Below are 21,238 nucleotides of genomic sequence, written 5' to 3'. Positions count from 1 at the left end.
TTTATTCAAATCCGCTGGCAAATATCACGTCTGATAAACCGATGACCGTAGCATTGTCTGCGATTGTGGCCAGATTGGTTTTGATGATGTATTCACCTTGGGTGAGATTAATGTTTTCTGGTAAATCGGTATTTTGATGATAATCAGGGTAGACACCCCAATCCACATCAATTGATAAAAGGCCTGGCATGCCATTGTTTATATATGAAACATGGTCTGAGCCAAAATAATTGGTGGTGGTCAGCACCGTTAAGCCAGGTGCATAAATGGCTGCATTTTGCGCCATTTCATTCATCAAGTTTTGGTAAGTGGCGGATGACTCGATCAGTAATTGATGTTTGCTGTTGCTGGTATAGCCAACCATGTCAAGAGTCAGAGCCAGTTTGATTTTACTGTCATTGCCCTCATTGATCAGCGTGTCAGCATGGAATTCACTGCCAATCAAGCCTTGTTCCTCACCTGAATAACATATGAAAATCAAGGTGCCTGCAAATTTGAATTGACTCAAAACTCTTGCCATTTCAATCACAGCAGCACAACCACTGGCATTGTCAACCGCACCGGGCGCATTGCCAGTGGGCACCGAATCCATGTGGCCACCGACCAAGTACCAGTCGTCAGGTCGAGTTTGCCCCAATTGTATGCCCATGATGTTTTGGGTGGTGTTTTGTCCCACTTGAAAACTTGGTTGACTGACTTGCAAATTCATCAGCTTGAATTGAGCGGCTATCCAATTGGCCGCCGAATCATTTCCAGTTTCTCCGGTGCGTCTTGACCACCCACTTAAAGTAACAATGTCAGCGAGCCACCGATCGGCATCTACAAGGTTGACCAGCTGTAGTACATTCGGGCTTCCGCTTTTAACGGTTGTGTTGAATGAATCAATGGATTGAAAATGAGTCAATGGAATGTAAGTTAAGTGCTTATCAGTTTGTTTGGGGTTGGGTATGCGCTTTAGTACCAAACTATAACCTGCGCTGTGATCTATAGCCATAAATTCAGCTGGATCAATTTCAGCGGTATTGCCCCGAATGACCATCAATTCACTGAATGGATGGGTTTCGAACTGATTTTTAATTAAGTTGATTAATGGTTTGTCACAAATCAATGTCTTGTCATTAAAAATCCAATGGTGCTCAAATTTTTCTGAATCAAGGTCAGGGGAGGTGAATTTGCAAAGTAAATCAGCCAATGCCAAATGGCTCATCAGGAATAACAGTAGGGTGAACAGGTATTTTAATCTCATAAAGGGTCAAGTCTATTTTGTTTCACATTTTACGTGATTTGCAGCTTGAGAAGTGAGACTTGCCTATTAAAATCTTCGGCCAATGTATGCATTGAATGTATTTCATCATCAATTGAAACAAATTTTAGGTTTGCAGTGGGAATTCAAGGTTGTAAACTACAGCTTCAAATTGAAGTGATAAAAAACCCCATGATGAACCAAGAACAGTTTAAGCAAATGGCTGCAGCCGGCCACAACCGCATACCATTGTACCGATGTATATCTGCAGATTTAGACACCCCATTGAGTGCTTGGCTTAAATTGGCTAATGGTAAGCACACCTTCCTGTTGGAGTCGGTTGAAGGAGGGGCTCGATGGGGGCGCTACTCCATCATTGGACTGTCAGCTAATTTCAGGTTTCAGGTACATGGTCGTAAATTTCAAGAGTTTGCCTACGATACATTGGTCGATGAATATGAGGTTGAGGATGTGTTGCAGCAGGTAGAAACCATCAAAGCCCGTTATTCAGTTCCTGAAATTGAAGAGTTGCCCGGATTCAACGGTGGACTGGTGGGTTATTTTGGATATGAAATCATTGAACAAATTGAGCCTAAATTAATTGGGTTGGCACCAGAAGATCGATTGCACATTCCAGATGTGAATATGATGTTGGCAGAAGACATTGCAGTATTTGATAATTTAGCAGGTAAAGTTTGGTTGATGGTTCATGTCAATCCCCATGAAGAACTGGCTTATGAAAAAGGCAAAAAAAGATTAGAGGACTTAACCCATCGCCTGCGATCTGGAACCACTGGATATGCAGAATTGATCAACCAAGACAGTATAGACACCACTGATTTTAAAACCGGCTTCACCCAAGGTGAATTCAACGTAGCCGTTGACCAATGTAAATCCTATATTGAATCCGGTGACATCATGCAAGTGGTTCTGTCTCAACGCATATCAACCAAATTCAATGCCCGACCATTGGATGTGTATCGAGCTTTGCGGGCATCGAACCCAAGTCCCTATATGTATTTTATCGATTTTGGTGATTATCAAGTGGTGGGTTCATCACCTGAAGTTCTGGTCAGACGGATCGGCGATGAGGTCACGCTGCGTCCCATTGCAGGGACTCGACCGAGGGGTAAAACGGCAGAGGAAGACAGGGCGCTGGAAATTGATTTATTGAACGATCCAAAAGAAATTGCTGAACATTTGATGTTGATAGACCTGGGTCGCAATGACATTGGACGAATTGCTGAAATTGGATCAGTTGTTCTCAAAGACAAAATGATCATAGAACATTATTCGCATGTGATGCACATTGTGTCGGAAATTCGGGGTCAATTAAAAACAGGTAAATCCAATGCAGACATCATCAAAGCGGTGTTTCCTGCCGGTACGTTGTCAGGCGCGGCAAAAGTGCGTGCCATGGAAGTCATTGCAGAGCTGGAAAAGGTTAAAAGAAATGTTTATGCTGGAGCGGTAGGGTATTGGGGTTGGCATGGCGACATGGATATGGCCATTGCCATCAGAACAGCTGTTATCAAAGACCAAGAATTACATGTGCAGGCTGGCGCAGGGATTGTTGCAGACAGTACGGCGGAAAACGAATGGCAAGAAATCATGAATAAATCCAAAGCCGTTTTTAGGGCGGTTGAGCAGGCCACCAAAGGACTTTAAACGCTAAAATATCAGAGAATCTATCATTAATTCTTGATGTACTATAAAGTTAGTACAAAAATTTACTCAAAATTTGCGTTGCTTAATTGTTCCAATTCACCTATATTTTCAAAGCTCTATAGTTACATTGAAAATATGATTTTGTTGTAACTGTAGATGTTTACATGCGTCCAAAGATGCGCAGTATTCTAAGTACAAACTTAAAATGTTCCAAAACTAAATTATTTCGAGGGTAAATTTATGAAAAATAAAATCAACCAAAACAAGTTGTATCGGGCTTTGTGCCTGTCTGCAGCTTGTGTATTCACGACACCCATGGTGTATGCACAGGATGACTCAGTAGAAGAGTTAGGGAAAGTGCAAGTCACCGGATCGCGAATCAGACAGTCACAAATCGAAGGCATTGAACCCACTCAAACTTTGACTCGTGAAGACATTGATCGTTCAGGTTTGACATCAGTGGGCGATATCTTACAACAACTGACACAATCAGGCTCGGCACTGAACACTCGGTTTAATTCGAGTGGCAACTTCGGTTTTCCAGCCAACGGTGGTGGTATTGGTGCAGGATCAACACAAATTGACATGCGTCATTTAGATCCGGGCAGGGTACTGGTTTTGGTTGATGGTTTGCGTTGGGTGGCTGGAAGTTCAGGCTCTGGTGTAAGTAATGCAGTTGATCTAAATACCATTCCCGTTGGTATCATTGAGCGAATTGATATCTTAAAAGATGGCGCTTCTTCAATTTATGGTGCGGATGCCATTGCTGGTGTGGTTAACATTATTACCAAGAAATCGATGCAAGGTGTTGAAGCTCGCGTTTATTTAGGTGCGTTTGATGAAGGTGATGGGGAAACAGGCAGTATTGACCTGACCTTTGGTAACCAAACAGATAAAATGAATATGTTGTTCAATGTAGGTTATACCGATCAGCAGGAAGTTTCAGCTGCAGATCGATTTTTGTCTCAATTTCCAGTGCCTTTCACGGGCGTGACTCGTGGTAGTTCTGGAACACCACAAGGACGATTTTTATTGAATGACATCAATGGTACTGAAATTGACTGTACGTTAAATGCAGGTGTCATTGGTCCGATTAATTATGACCCTACCTCGCCGTGTAATGGGGATGATTATAATACCTGGGATAATGGTGATCGGTTTAATTTTGCACCTTACAATTATTACGTCACACCCTCAGAACGGTCCAATATATTTGGCCAAGTTACTGTGGAATTAACCGACAACATTACATGGTTTGTCAAAGGTGTCTATAACAACAGAAAATCAACCAACCAAGCAGCACCTGAGCCTATCTTTATTGGTCCATTTGCTGAAGCCGGTGCAATCGCGGATAACATCGTTATTGATGCATCAAATCCGTATAATCCATTTGGCGTCAATGTATTTGAAGACGGTTTTGGTTTCATAGGTAGAAGACCATTAGAAGCAGGACCTCGTGTCTTTAATCAAAATGTCGACACCACCTATTTTTCAACTGGTTTGGAAGGTTCTTTCAATGCAGCTGATCGCAGTTGGTTTTGGGATGTCAGTGGTGTTTATGGTAAAAACCAAGCATCGCAACGCAAAACAGGTGCTTTAAACATCGCCAGAATTGCCACTGCTTTGGGTCCAGTTGATGTTTGTAACAACACACCAGGTTGTGTGCCATTGAATATTTTTGGTGGCCAAGGTGACGGTTCAGGAACCATTACACCTGAGATGTTGAACTACATTTCATTTGTACAATCTGATAATTCAGAGCAGGAACTGACCGACTTCTCCGCTAACATCAGTGGTGACTTGTTTGAGTTGCCTGCCGGCCCATTGTCTGTAGCTGTTGGTTATGAATACCGCAGAAAGTCTGGTTTCTTCCAACCTGATGCCATTGTTGTTGCTGGTGAAAGTAATGGTGTACCAGCCAGCCCAACTTCTGGTGAATTCAGTGTTGACGAATTCTATGCTGAGTTTTTAATTCCGGTATTGGCTGACCAACCGTTTGCTGAGTTATTGGATTTTTCTTTGGCATTCAGAAGTTCTGATTACAGCACATCGGGTTCAGATACCACGGGTAAATTTGGTTTTAAATACATGCCAAATTCAAACCTGATGTTCAGAGGTAGTTTTGCCGAAGGTTTAAGAGCGCCCTCCATCGGTGAGTTGTTCGGTACGCAAGCACGCTTTGATGCCCAATTGAATGACCCATGTAACTTTGGTGGACCAGGTTTGCCAGGTTGTGCCGGTGTGCCAAGTGACTATGAGCAATTGAACCCACAAATTTCAACTTTGACAGGCGGCAACCCAAATTTGTCACCTGAGGAAGCAGAAACATTAACCTTGGGTTTTGTTTATTCGCCATCATGGGCTGATGACCGAAGTTGGTCCAGCAGTTTGGATTTTGAAGTGACGTACTATGACATTGAAATTGATGGTGCTATACAGGCGGTTGATGCGCAATTTATTTTAGACAGTTGTGCAGCCAATGCGGCCAGTCCGTTGTGTTCTAACTTCAGCCGTGATTCATTTGGAAACATTGAAAACTTCAGCAACCAATTGACCAACATCGGCTCAATTGAAACTTCTGGTGTTGATTTTAATGTTAACTGGACATCACCACAGTTTGACTGGGGGTATTTACAAGCTTCTTGGAACAATTCATTTGTTAATGAATTCACTGAAGATGGTCGTGATTTAGATGGTATTGAAGCCAGTGATTCTGGTATTCCTGATTGGAACTCAAACCTTTACACCACAGTTAACTACCGTGATTGGAAAGTGACTTGGGGTACTCGCCATATCAATGGCTTAACTGAAACCTGCGCTGGCTTTTTAATTGGCCAAGGTTTGTGTAGTGATGAAGCCGCAGGAACCAATAATTTAGGTGGTACCACTTACCATGATTTACAGGTGATATTCCCTGAGTGGAACAGCATTCAGTTCGAAGCGGGTGTGAACAACATCACTGACAAGAGACCACCAACCTGTTTCAGCTGTTCATTGAATGGTTATGATCCATCAAATTACGATGGTGAAGGACAGTTTGGTTATGTCAGAGCAACCATTAAGTTCTAAGAACTTTTTAAATGACTGTATTAAACGGCCTCTTTGAGGCCGTTTTTGTTTTCCCCCTGATAAAAAATTCTGTACAATGCGTGATTTGACTGGATACATCACATGTTGTTGATGATAGATAACTACGATTCTTTTACCTATAACTTGGTGCAGTATTTTGGCGAGTTAGGCAGTGATGTGCGGGTATATCGGAATGATGAAATTACAGTCGAACAGGCGCTTGCATTGAAGCCTGACCACGTGGTGATTTCACCCGGTCCGAGAAATCCTGATATGGCTGGTATTTCCATGGACATGATACGTGCATGTGCCGGTAAAATCCCATTGCTGGGTGTGTGTTTAGGTCATCAATCGATTGGCCAGGTTTTTGGCGGTGATGTGATTCGAGCCAAAACCATCATGCATGGTAAAATATCAGCGGTTCATCATAATAATTCAGACGTTTTTAGTGGATTAGAAAACCCTTTCAATGCCACCAGATACCATTCTTTGGTGATTGACCAAAAGACATTGCCTGAGTGTTTGGAAATTACCGCTTGGACTGAAACAGCATCCGGTGAATTTGATGAAATCATGGGTTTTAAACACAAAGACTATGCGATATCAGGGGTTCAATTTCATCCTGAAAGTATTTTGACTGAACATGGTCACCAGATGTTGAAAAACTTTTTGACCCAATAAAAGAAATTAAAATGATAAAAACTCCCATACAAAATGCCTTGGACTTATTAGGCGAAAAACAAGCATTGCCTAGCGGTAGCATGACTGACGTGATGAACCAAATTATGGATGGTGCTGCCACTCCGGCCCAAATTGGTGGTTTGTTGATGGCTTTGAAATTAAACGGTGAAACCGTTGAACACATCACCGAAGCCGCGGTGGTAATGCGTCAAAGGGCGATTAAAGTCGATGTAGATAAAACCCATTTAATAGACACCTGCGGGACGGGTGGAGATGGCATTGGTATATTCAATGTTTCTACCGCTGTGGCATTTATTGCTGCTGCTGCTGGTTGCCGTGTGGCCAAACATGGTAACCGTTCAGTGTCCTCAACCACAGGCTCAGCTGATGTACTGGAAGCTGCGGGTTTGAATTTAGCGTTGAATGCCCAACAGGTGGCCGATTGCATTGAAAAATTCAATATCGGCTTTCTGTTTGCGCCGGCTCATCATGGCGCAACCAAGTTTGCAGTAGCCCCTCGCAAGGAGTTGGCCGTAAGAACCATGTTCAATTTGTTAGGTCCATTGACCAATCCAGCAGACACACCATTTCAAGTCATGGGTATATTTGCTAAGCAGTGGGTCAGAACAGCGGCTGAAGTGCTACAGAAATTGGGGGCAAAACATGTGATGGTGGTTCACTCTCAAGACGGCATGGATGAAATTTCTTTGGCCGCACCTACAGACGTGGCTGAACTAAAGCATGGAACAATCAATACGTTCAGTATCAAGCCTGAACAGTATGGGATTGCACAGCAAGGCATTGAATCATTGGTGGTTGAAAATGCCCATCAAAGCTTGCACTTGATACAACAAGCCTTGTCAGGTCAATCGAGTCCAGCGGCTGATATTTTGGCATTGAATGCCGGTGCAGCCATTTACGTGGCTGGGTGTGCCATTGATATGAGTCAAGGCGTGAAAATGGCTCAAGACATCATGCAATCAGGCAGTGCTTGGCAGTTGATGCAAGATTTGGCTGAATACACACAATCACTTTAAACAATTGAAGAACCAACGTATGAGTAATGTATTAGACCAAATTGTAGCCACCAAAAAACAAGAAGTGGCTGCAGGCAAACAATTGCATTCAATCTCCGATTTGCGGACGATCGCTGCTCAACAAACCACACCTCGAGGTTTTTTCCATGCGATTGAAAATCAAGTAGTCAAAGGCGACACCGCGGTGATTGCTGAGGTTAAAAAAGCATCCCCCTCTAAGGGTATTATCCGCGAGGATTTTAATCCAGTGGAAATTGCCCAGTCTTATCTCATGGGTGGTGCGACCTGCCTTTCAGTATTAACTGACTCCAATTACTTTCAAGGCAGCGATGATTATTTAAGCCAAGTTCGTGAAGTTGTTGGGCTTCCTGTTTTAAGAAAAGATTTTATGATTGACCCTTGGCAAATTTTTCAATCCAGGGCGTTGGGCGCCGACTGTATCTTGCTGATTGTTGCCTGCTTGACTGACGAATTACTGATTGAGTTAAATGATTTGGCCATGGACTTGGGCATGGATGTATTGATGGAGGTTCACGATGAGGAAGAAATGAATCGAGCATTGGCTACATCTGCGCAATTGATTGGTATCAATAACAGAAACCTAAAAACCTTTGAAACTTCATTATCCACCAGCCAAAATTTGCGCAAAATGGTGGATGAAAAACGCATCGTTGTCAGTGAGAGTGGTATCCACACCAGTGAGGACATTAAATTTCTACAACAACAAGACATTCACAGTTTCTTAATTGGGGAGTCATTGATGCGCCACAATAATCCGGGTGAACAGTTGCAGAAACTGATGACTGGTCAAGTCGAATGAGTGCGGGCACCCATCTAAAAATAGGCATCATTGGTGCCATGCATTTGGAGTGTGATTTTCTTCGTCAGCAATTGAAAGAAACCACCCATAAGCAGTATTTAGATATAAAAATAACTCTTGGTTCTTGGTCTGGCCATGCAGTCTGTTTGCTGGAATCCGGAATTGGCAAAGTCAATGCCACTTTAGCGGCTGAATGGTTGGCCAGAGAGTTTAAACCTGATTTGGTCATCAACACGGGTTCGGCAGGTGGGATTAAATTAGGCACACATGTGGGTGATTTTGTGTTTGCAGATAAGGTATGTCATCATGATGTTGATGTCAGTCCAATTGGTTTTGAATTTGGCGAATTGCCTGGATTGCCGGTTTATTATGCTGTCAAGGACCGTTGGTTAAAAAAATTAGATCAAGTGGCTACCCAGCTACAGGACATGCATCATATAGGCACCATTGCTACGGGCGAATCCTTTATCTACCGAGAATCCCAGGTGGCTCAAATTAAACAAAGGTTTGCTGATGTTGTTGCCTGTGAAATGGAAGCCGCTGCGGTGGCGCAGGTGTGCTATTTGCATGACATTGATTTTCTTATTCTGCGAAATTTATCCGATGTGGCAGGTGAAGAAGCACAAACAAGTTTCAATCAATACATCGAACAGGCAGGAAGAAAATCAACTGAATTGGTCTTGGGCTTAATCAGTCAAATCAATTAAGTTTGGCTTCCTCATACAATTCACGATGCCTTTCTAAATAAAAAATTTCTTTTTGCATTTTGACACCCTCGGTGCGTAATTGACAATAACCAGTTTTGGTGCAGCGGTATCTGGCTGAACCCTCTTGGGTGGTTATGTCTATTAAATACTGAAAATCTAAGTCAGCTTGCGTGCCAGTGGCCGGTTGTTGGTCATAAAACAATTCTGCCAGTTTTTTTAATTTTTCGGCTTCTGAAGTATCTATGACAGTTGTGAACCGTTCGTCGAATGCTTTGAAGTGAGTGAATTGAGGAGCATCGCTGCCACAGGCAGTCAAAATGATTGCGGTCACAATCAGAAATGTGGATTTTAAAGTTAAGTTTTTTTTCATAGCCAATACCAATCAATTAATCAATGAATTGACTGTGAGGTCACAAAAAAACACATGAGACATTATTTGTGCGTTAATTATGCCCCCCAGCACACGCTCAATTAATATAGCACAGTTATTTTGCTAAAACAATTTAACTGGGGTGGTACCCATTAATACATTGTAAAATGAACCATTGGTTCAACTTGTATAATAGATTTAATTCAATGAAAATGGAATAATGAATAAAGCGACAAAATTTGCCATCAATATGAAGAGTTTTGTATTTGAAGTGGCCAGAAGGTATCGAGATGACGAAACATCTTTGGCAGCCAGTTCATTGGCCTACACGGCTTTGTTGTCACTGGTTCCTTTCATGTCGGTTTTGATTACTGTATTTTCAGCGATGCCATTGTTTGAAGATGCGTCTCAACAGTTGCAAAATTTTATTTTTGCTAACTTTGTACCAACCACAGGTGAAGTCATTCAAACTTATATAGTAGGGTTTGTAGAAAAAGCCCGTGGACTCACCGTTACCATGTTTTTGGCGGTATTTCTCACCTCTATCTTAATGATGCACACCATGGAAAAGGCTTTGAACCGCATTTTTGACAGTAAATCGTCCGGACGATTCAAGACGAAAATGATGATGTACTGGGCTGTTTTGACTATGGGGCCCTTGTTGGTGGGCGGAGGCATTGCATTGTCTTCCATTGTGTTTGAGTATTCTGCATTTGCCAGTGTGAAAGGCTTTTTGGTCAAAGCTTTGCCCGTGCTGTCTTCGACAGTTGGGTTCTTTTTCATCTACTTGGTGGTGCCTAATCGCAAAGTGAATTGGAAAAACGCTTTGATAGGCGCCTTGTTTTCGGCTGTTTGCTTTGAATTGGCTAAGAAAGGGTTTGCTTTGTATGTAACCACGATTCCCAGTTATCAGAAAGTCTATGGGACATTGGCCACCATCCCGCTGTTTTTGATCTGGATGTTTCTGTCTTGGAATATCATTTTATTGGGTGGCACCATTGCGGCAACATTGGAAACATCTCGTTGGCGATTGCATGTACAAAACTACCAAACCAATCAACGGTTGTTGTTAGTGATTGAAATACTCAATCTCCTTTGGCAAGCCAGTCAAAAAGGAAAAACTGTCAGTTATACAGAAATTTACGGTCATCTAAGGTTCGTACCTGATGATGAATTGAACAAGCACCTTGATTGGTTAGAAAAGCAAGGCTATATTGCCATCAATCAATCTGGAGATTATTTGATTAGACATGACTTGAATGCACTGGATTTTAAAGCTTTGTATAAAAATGGTAATTTTAAAATTCCGGTAAAGGCGTCTAAATATTTTGCCCATTATCAAAATTTGTTGGACAATTATTGGCAGCCTGTCGACACCATGTTGAACCAATCAATAGCTACCATTATCAATGAAAATTTAAACCAAGACCACGAGTTAAGCAATGATAAAAAGAATGACAATGAAAAATAATTTTACCCGCATACGCAGCTGTTTGATCCTATTGACCACTGGTTTGGCGTTGTCGGCTTGTACAGAGCCAGACAAAGCGACCACTGAGTCAACAAAATCAGAGGTTCAAGTTGCCAGTCAGAAAAAGGCCACCACAAGCACAGCTGAAACCAAGAATGATCAAACAGCCAATGACGGAATCGATGGACCACTGGCATTCACCCTCAATGACTTAGCTGGCAACGAAGTCAATGCCGAAGATTACAGAGGAAAGTGGTTGGTGTTAAATTATTGGGCCACATGGTGTGCGCCCTGTAGAGATGAAATTCCTGAATTGGTAAAATTCCAAAACGAAAATACCCATGTTCAAATCTTAGGCATTGCATATGAGGATGCTGAAGTGAATAAGTTGAAAAACTTTGCTGATGATTTTGGTGTTAACTACCCTTTATTAACCATTGATGTGTATAACCCTCCTGGTTTTGCTGAAGAAGGTGGTATGGGTTTGCCAACGACCATCGTTTATAACCCACAAGGCATGCGTCACAAAAAACACATGGGACCGATTGATGCAGCAGGCTTGCTGCAAATGATTCAGTAAAAGGCACTACAAGCATAAACTTCAGCATGCATTTATGTTCAATCAGAAAATGGGTGCCCTTGAGCTGACTGTAATCAGGCGATGGGTGTGCTTGTCTGCTTAGACAATTCAGTCAGGGCCCATTCAATGTGTTCTTTCACCATTGGAGAGGCGCTGTTGACTTTCTGCTTTAAAGCTTCAATGATATTCGCATGAGGCTTAGAATTGCCCATACCCACTGCTAAATTACGTTGCCATGATTGATAGCCGATTCTGCGAATTGGAGAACCTGCCGTATTTTGTAAAAATGTTTCTTCATCCCATAAAAACAACTCAAGTAATTCACTGTCATCCAAATGGTGGCGGGGCGCGAAGTCTGGTTCTGCGGTGTTTTGCGTAAATTTATTCCAGGGACACACCACTTGGCAATCATCACAACCGTATATGCGATTTCCCATGGCCTTTCTGAATTCCTCTGGGATGGGGCCATGATTTTCAATCGTAAGGTATGAAATACATCTGCTGGCATCAACTTGAAACGGTGCAATGATGGCATCAGTCGGGCAGTCTTGTATGCATTGGGTACAACTGCCACAATGGAAACTTTGTTTGCGGTCAGGCTCTAAAGGTAGGTCAGTATATATTTCACCCAAGAAAAAGTAGGAGCCTGCTTTGCTGTTAATTAAATTGCTGTGTTTGCCAATCCAGCCTAAGCCTGCTTTTTCTGCAATGGCTTTTTCCATCACGGGAGCTGAGTCGGTAAACACTCGATGACCAAAAGGGCCAATTTCAGCACTGATTTTTGCAACCAGTTTTTTCAATTTATTGCGAATGACCTTGTGGTAGTCACGGCCCAATGCATACCTGGAAATGGCTGCTTTGCTGACTTGTTTGGTGAGTTCTTCATAGGGGGTAAGTGAGGTTTGCATGTAATCCAAACGGACAGAAATCACACTCAAGGTACCAGGCACCAAAGCCTCTGGCTGATACCTTTTTTCACCGTGTTTGTGCATGTATTCCATGTCAGCATGGTGTTGTTTTTTCAACCAGTTTTTTAAGTGTTCGCCAGCTTGTTTTAAGTTCACATCACTGATACCTGCTTGTTGAAAGCCAGATTCTTTTGCCCACGCTTTGATGTTTGCTTTTAACTGTTGGTAATCTATATGTTCTTGCTGTTGATTCACTGGTAAAATAGTGGCTAAATGAATGACCATTATAAGCCAAAAGCAGCAGCATATTTGAATGAAACCACTTTACCACAGCGACAAAACCAAACAGCTTGATATAATGGCTGCCGATGCTTTGGGTCTGGATTCGTTTGCATTGATGCAAGCAGCAGCAGCGGCCATTTTTAAACATATCAATGCCTTCAACAGCATTTTGGTGATCACTGGTCCAGGAAACAATGGTGGAGATGGCTGGGTGGTGGCTGAGCTGGCACGGCAGAATCATCAGCAAGTCAAAGTTTGGCCAATGCAAAGTATTGAATCATTATCTGGAGATGCGCGCCGCGCCGCAGAATTGTATCAAGGGCAAACCATTGATGCAAAACCAGACAGTTCAGCATCTTATGACTGTATTGTTGATTCAATTTTTGGTACTGGTTTAAATCAAGCAATCACAGGCCACTATGCAAAGGTCATAGAATGGATCAACCTTCAAGCGAGCACCATTATAGCTGTTGACATTCCCAGTGGTTTGAATGGCTCGACAGGAAATATCATGGGTGTTGCCGTTGAAGCCAGCCAAACCATTTCGATATTGGCACTCAATACGGGACTATTTACTCTTGATGGTAAAGACTGTTGTGGCGAGGTTTTGCTTGAGCGTTTGGGTGTGGACTCGAGCTGTTTTGCAGCCGTCGTCGCTCCAGATGGCCTTTTGCTAGACCAGCATCATTTGGTAGAAATCTCTGGCCATCGAAGCAACAATAGCCACAAAGGTCGATTTGGTCATGTGTTAACTGCAGGAGGCCAAGCGGGCATGATGGGTGCCGTGTTGTTGGCAGGAAAAGCTGTGTTGAAATCCGGGGGAGGTTTAGCCACGATTGTCACAGATAGTGCACATGCGGACATGGTGGCATTGTATGCGCCTGAATTGATGGCATTGGCATTTGATGGCATGAATGAACAACACTTGAATCAGGTTTTGATAGACAAACAGGCCGACGTGATTTTATTGGGTATGGGCATGGGTCAATCTCAATGGTCTAAAGACCTGTATACATGTTGTTTAATGGCCGCCAAGCCATTGGTGATGGATGCCGATGCGCTGGGTATTTTATCACGAGCAGCTACCATCCCCGATCAATTGAAGGTCATCACTCCCCATCCAAAGGAGGCCGCTGTGTTGTTGTCTTGCTCGGTAGCAGCGGTACAGCAAAATCGGTGGGCTTCAGTCCTAAAGCTGGCACAAAAATACCACTGTGTGGCAGTATTGAAAGGATCAGGTACACTGATCAGTGATGGCAAAACGGTTTGGTGCTGCCCTTATGGGAATGCCAATTTAGCCACAGCCGGATCAGGGGATGTGCTGGCAGGTATGGTGGCAGGATTATTGGCACAAGGTTTTTCACCTGCTGTGGCCAGTTATCTGGCCGTGATTTGGCATGCGCTTGCCGGTGAAACCAATGTTTTTGGTTTGACCATGACGGCCTCCGATTTACTCAACACTTTACATCAGACGGTTAAATAATCAAATGCAAAAAAACGTCAATACTTTGTCTCAATTGAAACAAGTCGCTGAAGAATTAAGCCGTCGAATTTCACCAGGCGAGCTGTTGTATTTAAAAGGCGATTTGGGTGCAGGAAAAACCACATTCACACAATACTTTCTAAAAGCATGTGGTGTAAAAGCGCATGTTAAAAGCCCGACTTACACCCTGTATGAAACTTACCAAGTAAAAGATCAAAAGTATGTACATATGGATTTGTATCGATTAACTGATCCAGAAGAGCTGTACTTTTTGGGTATAGAGGATTTGATCAATGGTCACCACATCATATTGGTGGAATGGCCAAGCAAAGGGCAAGGTGTGTTACCTGAAGCAGATTGGATTTTAGATTTTCAACTTAATCATCTGAACAGAACCTTAACAATAACGTTAAAACAGTAGCCTATGTCATTGATTTTGTGTTAAATTACTTGAATGATGCTTGTGCATTACTTAAAATTGAAACAAATGTAGCTCAAATTGGAAATGAATAAATTAAAAATATCCCTCTGTTTACTGTTGTTTGTCATGTCTGTAGATGCGACCAATGTTGAGGGTATGCGTGTTTGGACGGGTCCAGAGCATACTCGAGCAGTCTTTGATTTAAGCGGTCATGCAGATTATAAATTATTCGAATTGAACAACCCGCCAAGGGTTGTGATTGATTTAGACAATGCCCAGTTAAAAAACAGTTTGGCCATATCAAATAATAAAGACATCAAAAAAGTCAGGTTCAATACTGAAAAAAACAAAGTTCGAATCGTGCTGGACCTCCAAGGTGAATTAAAATCAAAAAGTTTTTTACTTAAACCCACTGGAGAATATGGCCATAGATTGGTTGTGGATTTAAGCCGTGAAAGCAAACCCCAAGTAAAAACAGTCGCCGCAGTGACTCAACCCAACCGAGATGTGGTGGTGGCGATTGATGCAGGCCATGGGGGTGAAGATCCAGGTGCCATTGGCGCCGCTGGTACGCATGAAAAGGACATTACTTTAAACATTGCCAACCAACTGGCAAAAAAAATAAATGCACAAAAAGGCATGAAAGCTTTGGTTATCAGAGAGGGCGACTATTACATCAAACATCGCAAACGATTTGAAAAAGCGCGGCAAAACAATGCCGACCTTTTTGTTTCAATTCATGCCGATGCTTTTCACAGTTCAAAAGTAAATGGTGCTTCAGTCTATATCCTGTCACAACGTGGGGCTTCCTCAGAAGCTGCCAAATGGTTGGCGGCTTCTGAAAATAAATCTGATCAAATTGGTGGCGTGGTCATTGAAGATAAACAGGACATGTTGTCTAAGGTACTGTATGACTTGTCACAAAATTCAGCCCTGGAAGAAAGTCACAAAGCGGCTCAATCTGTCCATGCGTCGATGAAAAAAGTGGTGAAGTTACATGGACAAGGCTTCGGTCAAGCTAACTTTTTGGTTTTGAAGTCCCCTGATGTCCCTTCCATGTTGGTAGAAACGGGTTATATCAGTAATCCAAATGATGAGAAAAAGCTTAAAGACGCCAATCATGTGTCTAAACTCACGCACCAAATTGCCGAAGGCATCCGCAATTACTTTTACCAAAGCCCACCACCCAATACGTGGATTGCGGCTCAAGCTAAAAGCAAAAAGCATGTGGTTCAATCTGGTGATACCCTCAGTGACATAGCCAATAAACACGGCACCAGCTTGGCTGCCCTTAAGTCCGTCAATAATAAATCAAACAATCAATTATTGGTGGGCGAAGTCATTTACTTGCCGAGTATGAATTAAAAACTTTTTTTGGCCAGAGTCGCACCAATTTCATTGACTTGCATCAAAGCGGCCGAACCATACCAAGGAATCAGTTCCATCACCAAACTGCCTGCTTGAATTGCTGGATCAGTGGCCGTTAATGCTTTGGCTGCCTCAATGGTTGTCACATTGAATATATAAATCCCACGCATTCCCAGGTCATTGTTTCCAAATGGTCCTGCCATAACCAAATCCCCAGCTTCAGCCATGCGTTTGATGTTCGCCATATGTGCTTGTTGAAGTTGTATGACTTCTTCAGCAGATTGATCGCGATTGGGGCCTTTTTTCAAAAAAGCCATAACATACATTTTCATGCCATAATCATCTGCACCTAAATGTTCGGCCAGTTCAGCGTTGAAAATAGGGCTTTGTTGCTCTTTTTTACTTTCGCTCAATGCGTTGAAACTGATTAAACTCAAACTGATTAATACCAAAGTTTTCATCTGAATACACTCATAATTATTGATAGGTTATCTAAGATATCACAATCGGTTGTAACTATTAATAAACAAGTCTACTTTCAGTCATTAGATCTGATTTTTAAGTTTTGGGCTGTCGTCTTCTGAGATTTGTCAAAATAAAGATTAATTTGTTGGCGTGATTTAACGGCAGGTTTCGCATAAACAATAGTCATTCAAAAAAATTAATATGGATCTATCAGATGTTTACAATTCAATCCCTATTCATTCAATCAAATCAAAAACAAAACACAGATGATGAGGTGTGTTTATGAAAATTTTAATTGTATTGTACCTAGCAATGTTGAGTCTTTGGGTTGCGGCTGAAACGCAATGGATCAGTGATGTAGAACCCAATCCATTGACCTTCACTGAGTTTGGCAAAGGCTTGGCTGTTATGGAAGATTGGTTGGTGGTTGGCGATCCATTCAATGATGATGAAGACACCAATGCAGGGGCTATTCATGTTTATAAGGATGTCAACGGTCAATGGTTGCATTCTCAAACCCTTTATCCCGTGGCGGTTGATATGAATGACTCCTTGGCCAATGACGAATTTGGTTCATCAGTTGACATTGAAAGGAATCACATAACGGGGGAAACCTGGATAGTGGGTGCCACTGTAAAAGACGATCAATTGAATTTAGATAACGGTGCGGTCTATCTCTACAATCTGGTTGATCAAGGAATGGGACAATTTGCCTTTGAATTTCAAAAGAAAATAGTGGGTGAGAATTTTCAAATCAATCGTAATTTTGGAACTTCCGTAGCCATAAACTTGGATTACATTCCAGAAGTTGATGCCAATCTTTGGGTGCTTGTGATTGGTGATGACACCAAAGTGTATGAAGTGAATGGAACTCCATCAAGTACTGGAGGGATCAACGTATATAAAAAAACCGATGCAATTGGCAATACATTTTGGGAAGAGGAAACGGTTCAATTAGGTATGCAATATTTGGATGGGCTGACTGGTGGAGATCAAATCGGATTTTCTGTGGCGATTGATGGTGGAACCATCGTAGCAGGGGCACCAGGTGATGATGACCATGCCTTGCCAGGGACAGATGGCGGCAATATGGGGGCCATTCATGTGTTTCAACGCGATAACCTCACACAAACATGGGGAATCGCCGGAATTATTTTTCCTGATAACAGAGAAAGGACTGCCAATTTTGGTTATTCAGTTGATGTCATTAAACAACCGAACAACAACCGAATTATTATGGGTGGTGCGCCGTTTGAACGAGTGAATAACAGTCCTGTGGGGTCGGTCTATGTGTGGTTTAACTCCTTGCAAGTTCAGCGGTTACAACCGCAAGTAACGGCCGGAAATAGCGGTGAGTTTTATGGCAGTACGCTGGCTGCCAATGGTGATGCATTCTTAGGAACCAATCAATTTATCGTGGGATCACCCTATTCAAATACTGACCAAGGCTTGGTTTATCACTACATGATTAATCCATTATTCGACGGTCTCAATGAATTGTATCTGCTTAAAGACACCACTGTGGCTTTTGACAATTCAATCAATCCTTGGACCAATGGACGGTTTGGCTCAAAAGTGGCCACAGATGGCAGAACGCATGTGGCCAGAAGCAGGGCCAATTTAGTGGGTAATCACAGTAAAGTGTACTCTCAAGAATACCCCATTTTTACCAATGGCTTCGAATCTATGTTTCAGCAGTAATTGACACGTTTAATCTAAACATGACTTTAGTACAGTGAAATAATAGCTTTAATAAGGTAGAGTATGTGCTCCATTTTGTAAGACCCATAGAATTTTGTTCAAATCTCAGTGTCTTATGGAATATTGACTAATTTCTAAACTATTGAGGAACTCATATGCCTTTAAAAATTCAAGGAAAGCCGCTTATTGTGTTGCTGGTTTTATTGTTGTCCTTCAATACCTGGGCTAAATTACCCAAAGGTGTTGAAAAAATCACTTCAGTTGAAGGAATCACGGAATACAAACTAGACAATGGTTTGCAAATTTTATTGTTTCCTGATCAATCACAAGAAACCCAAACAGTTAACATCACTTATCATGTGGGTTCTAAACATGAAAACTACGGTGAAACTGGAATGGCTCACTTATTAGAGCATTTGGTTTTCAAAGGAACACCGAACCATCCAAATATTCCTAAGGAATTGACAGACCGCGGTGCAGAACCCAATGGCACCACTTGGACTGATCGGACCAATTATTTTGAAACCTTTGCTGCATCTGATGATAATTTAGAATGGGCTCTTGATTTAGAAGCAGACCGAATGATTAATTCATTTATATCGAAAGAAGATTTAGACTCTGAAATGACCGTGGTCAGAAATGAGTTGGAAAATGGAGACAACAACCCAATCCGTGTGTTGTTACAGCGCATGGGTGCTGTGTCAACTGATTGGCATAACTACGGCAAAAGTACCATTGGTGCCCGCTCAGACCTGGAAAATGTAGACATTTCAAACTTACAGGCTTTTTACCGCAAATACTACCAACCTGACAATGCCACCTTGGTCGTTGCGGGAAAAATCGATGAAGCCAAAACCTTGAAATTAATCAAAAAGCATTTTGGAAAAATAGACAAACCGGAAAGAAAACTTAGAGAGTTGTATACAGAGGAGCCCATTCAAGATGGTGAGCGCTCAGTGACAGTCCGTCGCGCTGGTGATGTCCAAGTGATTGGTGCCATGTACAAAGCACCTGCGGGGTCAGATGAAGCCTATCCTGCCTTGAATGTGCTGTCACAAATTTTGGCACATCCAACCACGGGTCGATTGAATGAAAATGTGGTCAAAAAAGGATTGGCTGCCAATTCCTTTGGTTTTAACTTTCAATGGGCAGAGCCTGGTGTCAGTAATTACATGATCCAAGTGGCCAAAGACAAAGACCTTAAGCCAGCTAAAGAAGCATTTTTAGCGACTTTGGAAGGTGTTAAACAAACGCCTGTTACTGAGTTTGAAGTGCAATCTGCCAAAGCCAACTTGATCAAACAATTTGAATTGTCATTCAATTCATCTGAAAGAATTGCCCGAGCTTTGAGTGAATGGGTTGGTATGGGCGATTGGCGTTTGATGTTTTTAAATCGTGATCGCACCGAAGCCGTGACGGTTGAACAAGTACAAACGGCGGCGGAAGAATACTTGGTGAATGACAACCGCACCTTAGGATTGTTTATTCCTGAAACGGACTTTGATCGGGCCGATTCAATCAAACGTTATACCTTGGCAGAAGTGAAAGCCAAAGTTGCAGGTTATACAGGTCGTGAAGCCGTGGCTCAAGGTGAAGACTTTGACCCATCATTTGATAATATTGATGCGCGGACCGCTCAGACAGATTTAGCCAATGGTGCTAAATTGGTTAAATTAAACAAAGAAACCCGAGGCGACTCAGTGGTTATGAATTTGCGTTTAGATATAGGCAATGAAGAGGCTTTGTATAACAAAAACACAGTTGGCTTGTTGGCTGGCAATATGTTGGATCGAGGCACTGAGAAATTCACGCGCAATCAACTGAAAGCAAAATTTGATGAACTCAAAGCCGAAGTCAACATTTCCGGCAGCTCCAGCGGTGCCAATGTTCGAGTCAGTACCACCCGTGAAAATTTACCAGCGGTGATTGAATTGTTGGATGAAGTTTTGAAACGTCCAGCCTTTGATCAGGAAGAACTGGAAGTTTTGAAACAAGAGTTGATTGTTGGTTTAGAACAGCAAAAACAACAGCCAACGACTCAAGTGTTCAGACAATTGCGTCAACATTTAGATCCTTATGAGCCAGGTCATCCCAGGTATCAAATGGCCATAGATGATCAAATTACTGAAATCAGATCGACGACCGCTGAACAAGTCAAAGCGTTCCACAGCCAGTTTTATGGTGGACAACAAGCTGACATCAGTGTGGTTGGTGATTTTGATGAAGGTGTTGTGACTGATAAAGTTGATGATTTAATCAAAGGCTGGGCCAGTCATGTTGAGTACCAACGCATTCCTGCTTCCTATGCCGTGGTGGACAGCATCAATAAATTTATTGATACGCCCGATAAGTCGGGAGCCGCTTTTGGTGCCATGATGCGTTTACCCATCAGTGATGACCACCCTGATTATCCAGCTTTGATGATGGCCAACCAAATGTTCGGTGGTGGTTTTATCAGCAGTCGTTTAGCCAACCGATTGCGTCAACAAGATGGTTTAAGTTATGGTGCAGGTTCGTTTTTTAATGCGTCTTCTTTTGATGACACAGCAACCTTTGGTGCTTATGCCATTTGTGCGCCTGAAAATCTAGAGAAAGTTGAGATAGGCTTCACTGAAGAATTACAAAAAGTAATTGATGAAGGCTTCACTCAACAAGAATTAGATGATGCCAGAGCAGGTGTGTTACAAAACAACCGAATTGATCGTGCCAAAGACAATCGGTTGGCCAGTGAATTGGCAAGTTTTATTGATTTAGGCCGCAATCAACAATGGAACAAAAAATATGAAAAGGCGATTGAAGACTTGACCATTTTGCAAGTCAACATGACTTTTAATAAGTATGTCAATGCCGACAGTTTCTCAATCATCAAAGCCGGTGATTCGACAAAAATGCAAGCTGAATAATTGAAGTTGTTCCAACAGCAAGCCGAGCCAGGTGCTCGGCTTTTTTGTGTCTGAGTATTTT

At 42.3% G+C, this 21,238-nt stretch carries 17 protein-coding genes; 13 read left to right on the top strand and 4 right to left on the bottom strand.

The window, feature by feature from the left end; translation table 11 throughout:
- Position 1 precedes the first annotated feature (1 nt).
- Entirely contained in the window at positions 2–1,246 is a 1,245-nt protein-coding gene (locus tag CCS90_RS10000) for a M28 family metallopeptidase (protein ID WP_099019388.1), read from the bottom strand.
- Positions 1,247–1,435: 189 nt separating this feature from the next.
- Between CCS90_RS10000 and trpE the strand changes: the two genes are divergently transcribed.
- The 6 genes from trpE to CCS90_RS09970 all read left to right on the top strand — a co-directional run bounded on the left by trpE (position 1,436) and on the right by CCS90_RS09970 (position 9,225).
- Positions 1,436–2,911: an anthranilate synthase component I gene (trpE, locus tag CCS90_RS09995; protein ID WP_099019474.1), complete on the top strand. Its 1,476-nt coding sequence runs from the start codon at positions 1,436–1,438 to the stop codon at positions 2,909–2,911.
- 240 nt (positions 2,912–3,151) lie between these two features.
- Entirely contained in the window at positions 3,152–5,980 is a 2,829-nt protein-coding gene (locus CCS90_RS09990) for a TonB-dependent receptor domain-containing protein (protein WP_099019387.1), read from the top strand.
- Between the two features lie 102 nt (positions 5,981–6,082).
- On the top strand, positions 6,083–6,661 hold the full coding sequence (locus tag CCS90_RS09985; protein ID WP_099019386.1) for an anthranilate synthase component II: 579 nt from the start codon (positions 6,083–6,085) through the stop codon (positions 6,659–6,661).
- 11 nt (positions 6,662–6,672) lie between these two features.
- On the top strand, positions 6,673–7,698 hold the full coding sequence (gene trpD / locus CCS90_RS09980) for an anthranilate phosphoribosyltransferase (RefSeq protein ID WP_099019385.1): 1,026 nt from the start codon (positions 6,673–6,675) through the stop codon (positions 7,696–7,698).
- 19 nt (positions 7,699–7,717) lie between these two features.
- Positions 7,718–8,518 (top strand): indole-3-glycerol phosphate synthase TrpC, encoded by an 801-nt coding sequence (gene trpC, locus CCS90_RS09975; RefSeq protein WP_099019384.1) that lies wholly within the window; start codon positions 7,718–7,720, stop codon positions 8,516–8,518.
- On the top strand, positions 8,515–9,225 hold the full coding sequence (locus tag CCS90_RS09970; protein WP_099019383.1) for a 5'-methylthioadenosine/adenosylhomocysteine nucleosidase: 711 nt from the start codon (positions 8,515–8,517) through the stop codon (positions 9,223–9,225). The genes trpC and CCS90_RS09970 overlap by 4 nt, the downstream gene beginning before the upstream one ends.
- Here CCS90_RS09970 and CCS90_RS09965 read toward each other — a convergent pair.
- On the bottom strand, positions 9,218–9,595 hold the full coding sequence (locus CCS90_RS09965) for a hypothetical protein (RefSeq protein WP_099019382.1): 378 nt from the start codon (positions 9,593–9,595) through the stop codon (positions 9,218–9,220). The two genes, CCS90_RS09970 and CCS90_RS09965, sit on opposite strands and share 8 nt — an antisense overlap.
- A gap of 220 nt (positions 9,596–9,815) precedes the next feature.
- Here CCS90_RS09965 and CCS90_RS09960 point away from each other — a divergent pair, with 220 nt between their 5' ends.
- Both CCS90_RS09960 and CCS90_RS09955 read left to right on the top strand, forming a co-directional pair.
- The gene (locus CCS90_RS09960) at positions 9,816–11,066 is read left to right on the top strand and encodes a YihY family inner membrane protein (RefSeq protein WP_099019381.1); all 1,251 of its coding nucleotides are present in this window, start codon (positions 9,816–9,818) and stop codon (positions 11,064–11,066) included.
- Entirely contained in the window at positions 11,056–11,646 is a 591-nt protein-coding gene (locus tag CCS90_RS09955) for a TlpA family protein disulfide reductase (protein WP_162846798.1), read from the top strand. The genes CCS90_RS09960 and CCS90_RS09955 overlap by 11 nt, the downstream gene beginning before the upstream one ends.
- Positions 11,647–11,720: 74 nt before the next feature.
- Here the strand turns inward: CCS90_RS09955 and queG are convergent, their stop codons facing one another.
- A complete protein-coding gene (gene queG, locus CCS90_RS09950; protein ID WP_099019379.1) occupies positions 11,721–12,839 on the bottom strand; it encodes a tRNA epoxyqueuosine(34) reductase QueG in 1,119 nt (372 codons plus the stop codon).
- A 28-nt stretch (positions 12,840–12,867) separates the two neighbouring features.
- Between queG and CCS90_RS09945 the strand changes: the two genes are divergently transcribed.
- From CCS90_RS09945 to CCS90_RS09935, 3 genes are all read left to right on the top strand, one after another.
- Complete coding sequence (locus CCS90_RS09945) at positions 12,868–14,319, top strand: NAD(P)H-hydrate dehydratase (protein WP_099019378.1); 1,452 nt, start codon at positions 12,868–12,870, stop codon at positions 14,317–14,319.
- Between the two features lie 4 nt (positions 14,320–14,323).
- Entirely contained in the window at positions 14,324–14,740 is a 417-nt protein-coding gene (gene tsaE / locus CCS90_RS09940; protein WP_099019377.1) for a tRNA (adenosine(37)-N6)-threonylcarbamoyltransferase complex ATPase subunit type 1 TsaE, read from the top strand.
- Between the two features lie 84 nt (positions 14,741–14,824).
- A complete protein-coding gene (locus tag CCS90_RS09935; protein WP_099019376.1) occupies positions 14,825–16,105 on the top strand; it encodes an N-acetylmuramoyl-L-alanine amidase in 1,281 nt (426 codons plus the stop codon).
- Here CCS90_RS09935 and CCS90_RS09930 read toward each other — a convergent pair.
- Complete coding sequence (locus CCS90_RS09930) at positions 16,102–16,569, bottom strand: YciI family protein (protein ID WP_099019375.1); 468 nt, start codon at positions 16,567–16,569, stop codon at positions 16,102–16,104. The genes CCS90_RS09935 and CCS90_RS09930 overlap by 4 nt on opposite strands.
- Before the next feature lie 286 nt (positions 16,570–16,855).
- On the opposite strand from CCS90_RS09930, the gene CCS90_RS09925 reads away from it, so the two are divergent.
- Both CCS90_RS09925 and CCS90_RS09920 read left to right on the top strand, forming a co-directional pair.
- Positions 16,856–18,274 (top strand): FG-GAP repeat protein, encoded by a 1,419-nt coding sequence (locus tag CCS90_RS09925; protein ID WP_099019374.1) that lies wholly within the window; start codon positions 16,856–16,858, stop codon positions 18,272–18,274.
- A 155-nt stretch (positions 18,275–18,429) separates the two neighbouring features.
- On the top strand, positions 18,430–21,177 hold the full coding sequence (locus CCS90_RS09920) for a M16 family metallopeptidase (RefSeq protein WP_099019373.1): 2,748 nt from the start codon (positions 18,430–18,432) through the stop codon (positions 21,175–21,177).
- The last annotated feature ends 61 nt before the right edge of the window (positions 21,178–21,238 follow it).

It is taken from the genome of Marinicella litoralis (assembly GCF_002591915.1).
Taxonomy (GTDB): domain Bacteria; phylum Pseudomonadota; class Gammaproteobacteria; order Xanthomonadales; family Marinicellaceae; genus Marinicella; species Marinicella litoralis.
The sequence above is the reverse complement of the archived record's forward strand: the minus strand, read 5'-3'. Positions and strand labels throughout refer to the sequence as shown.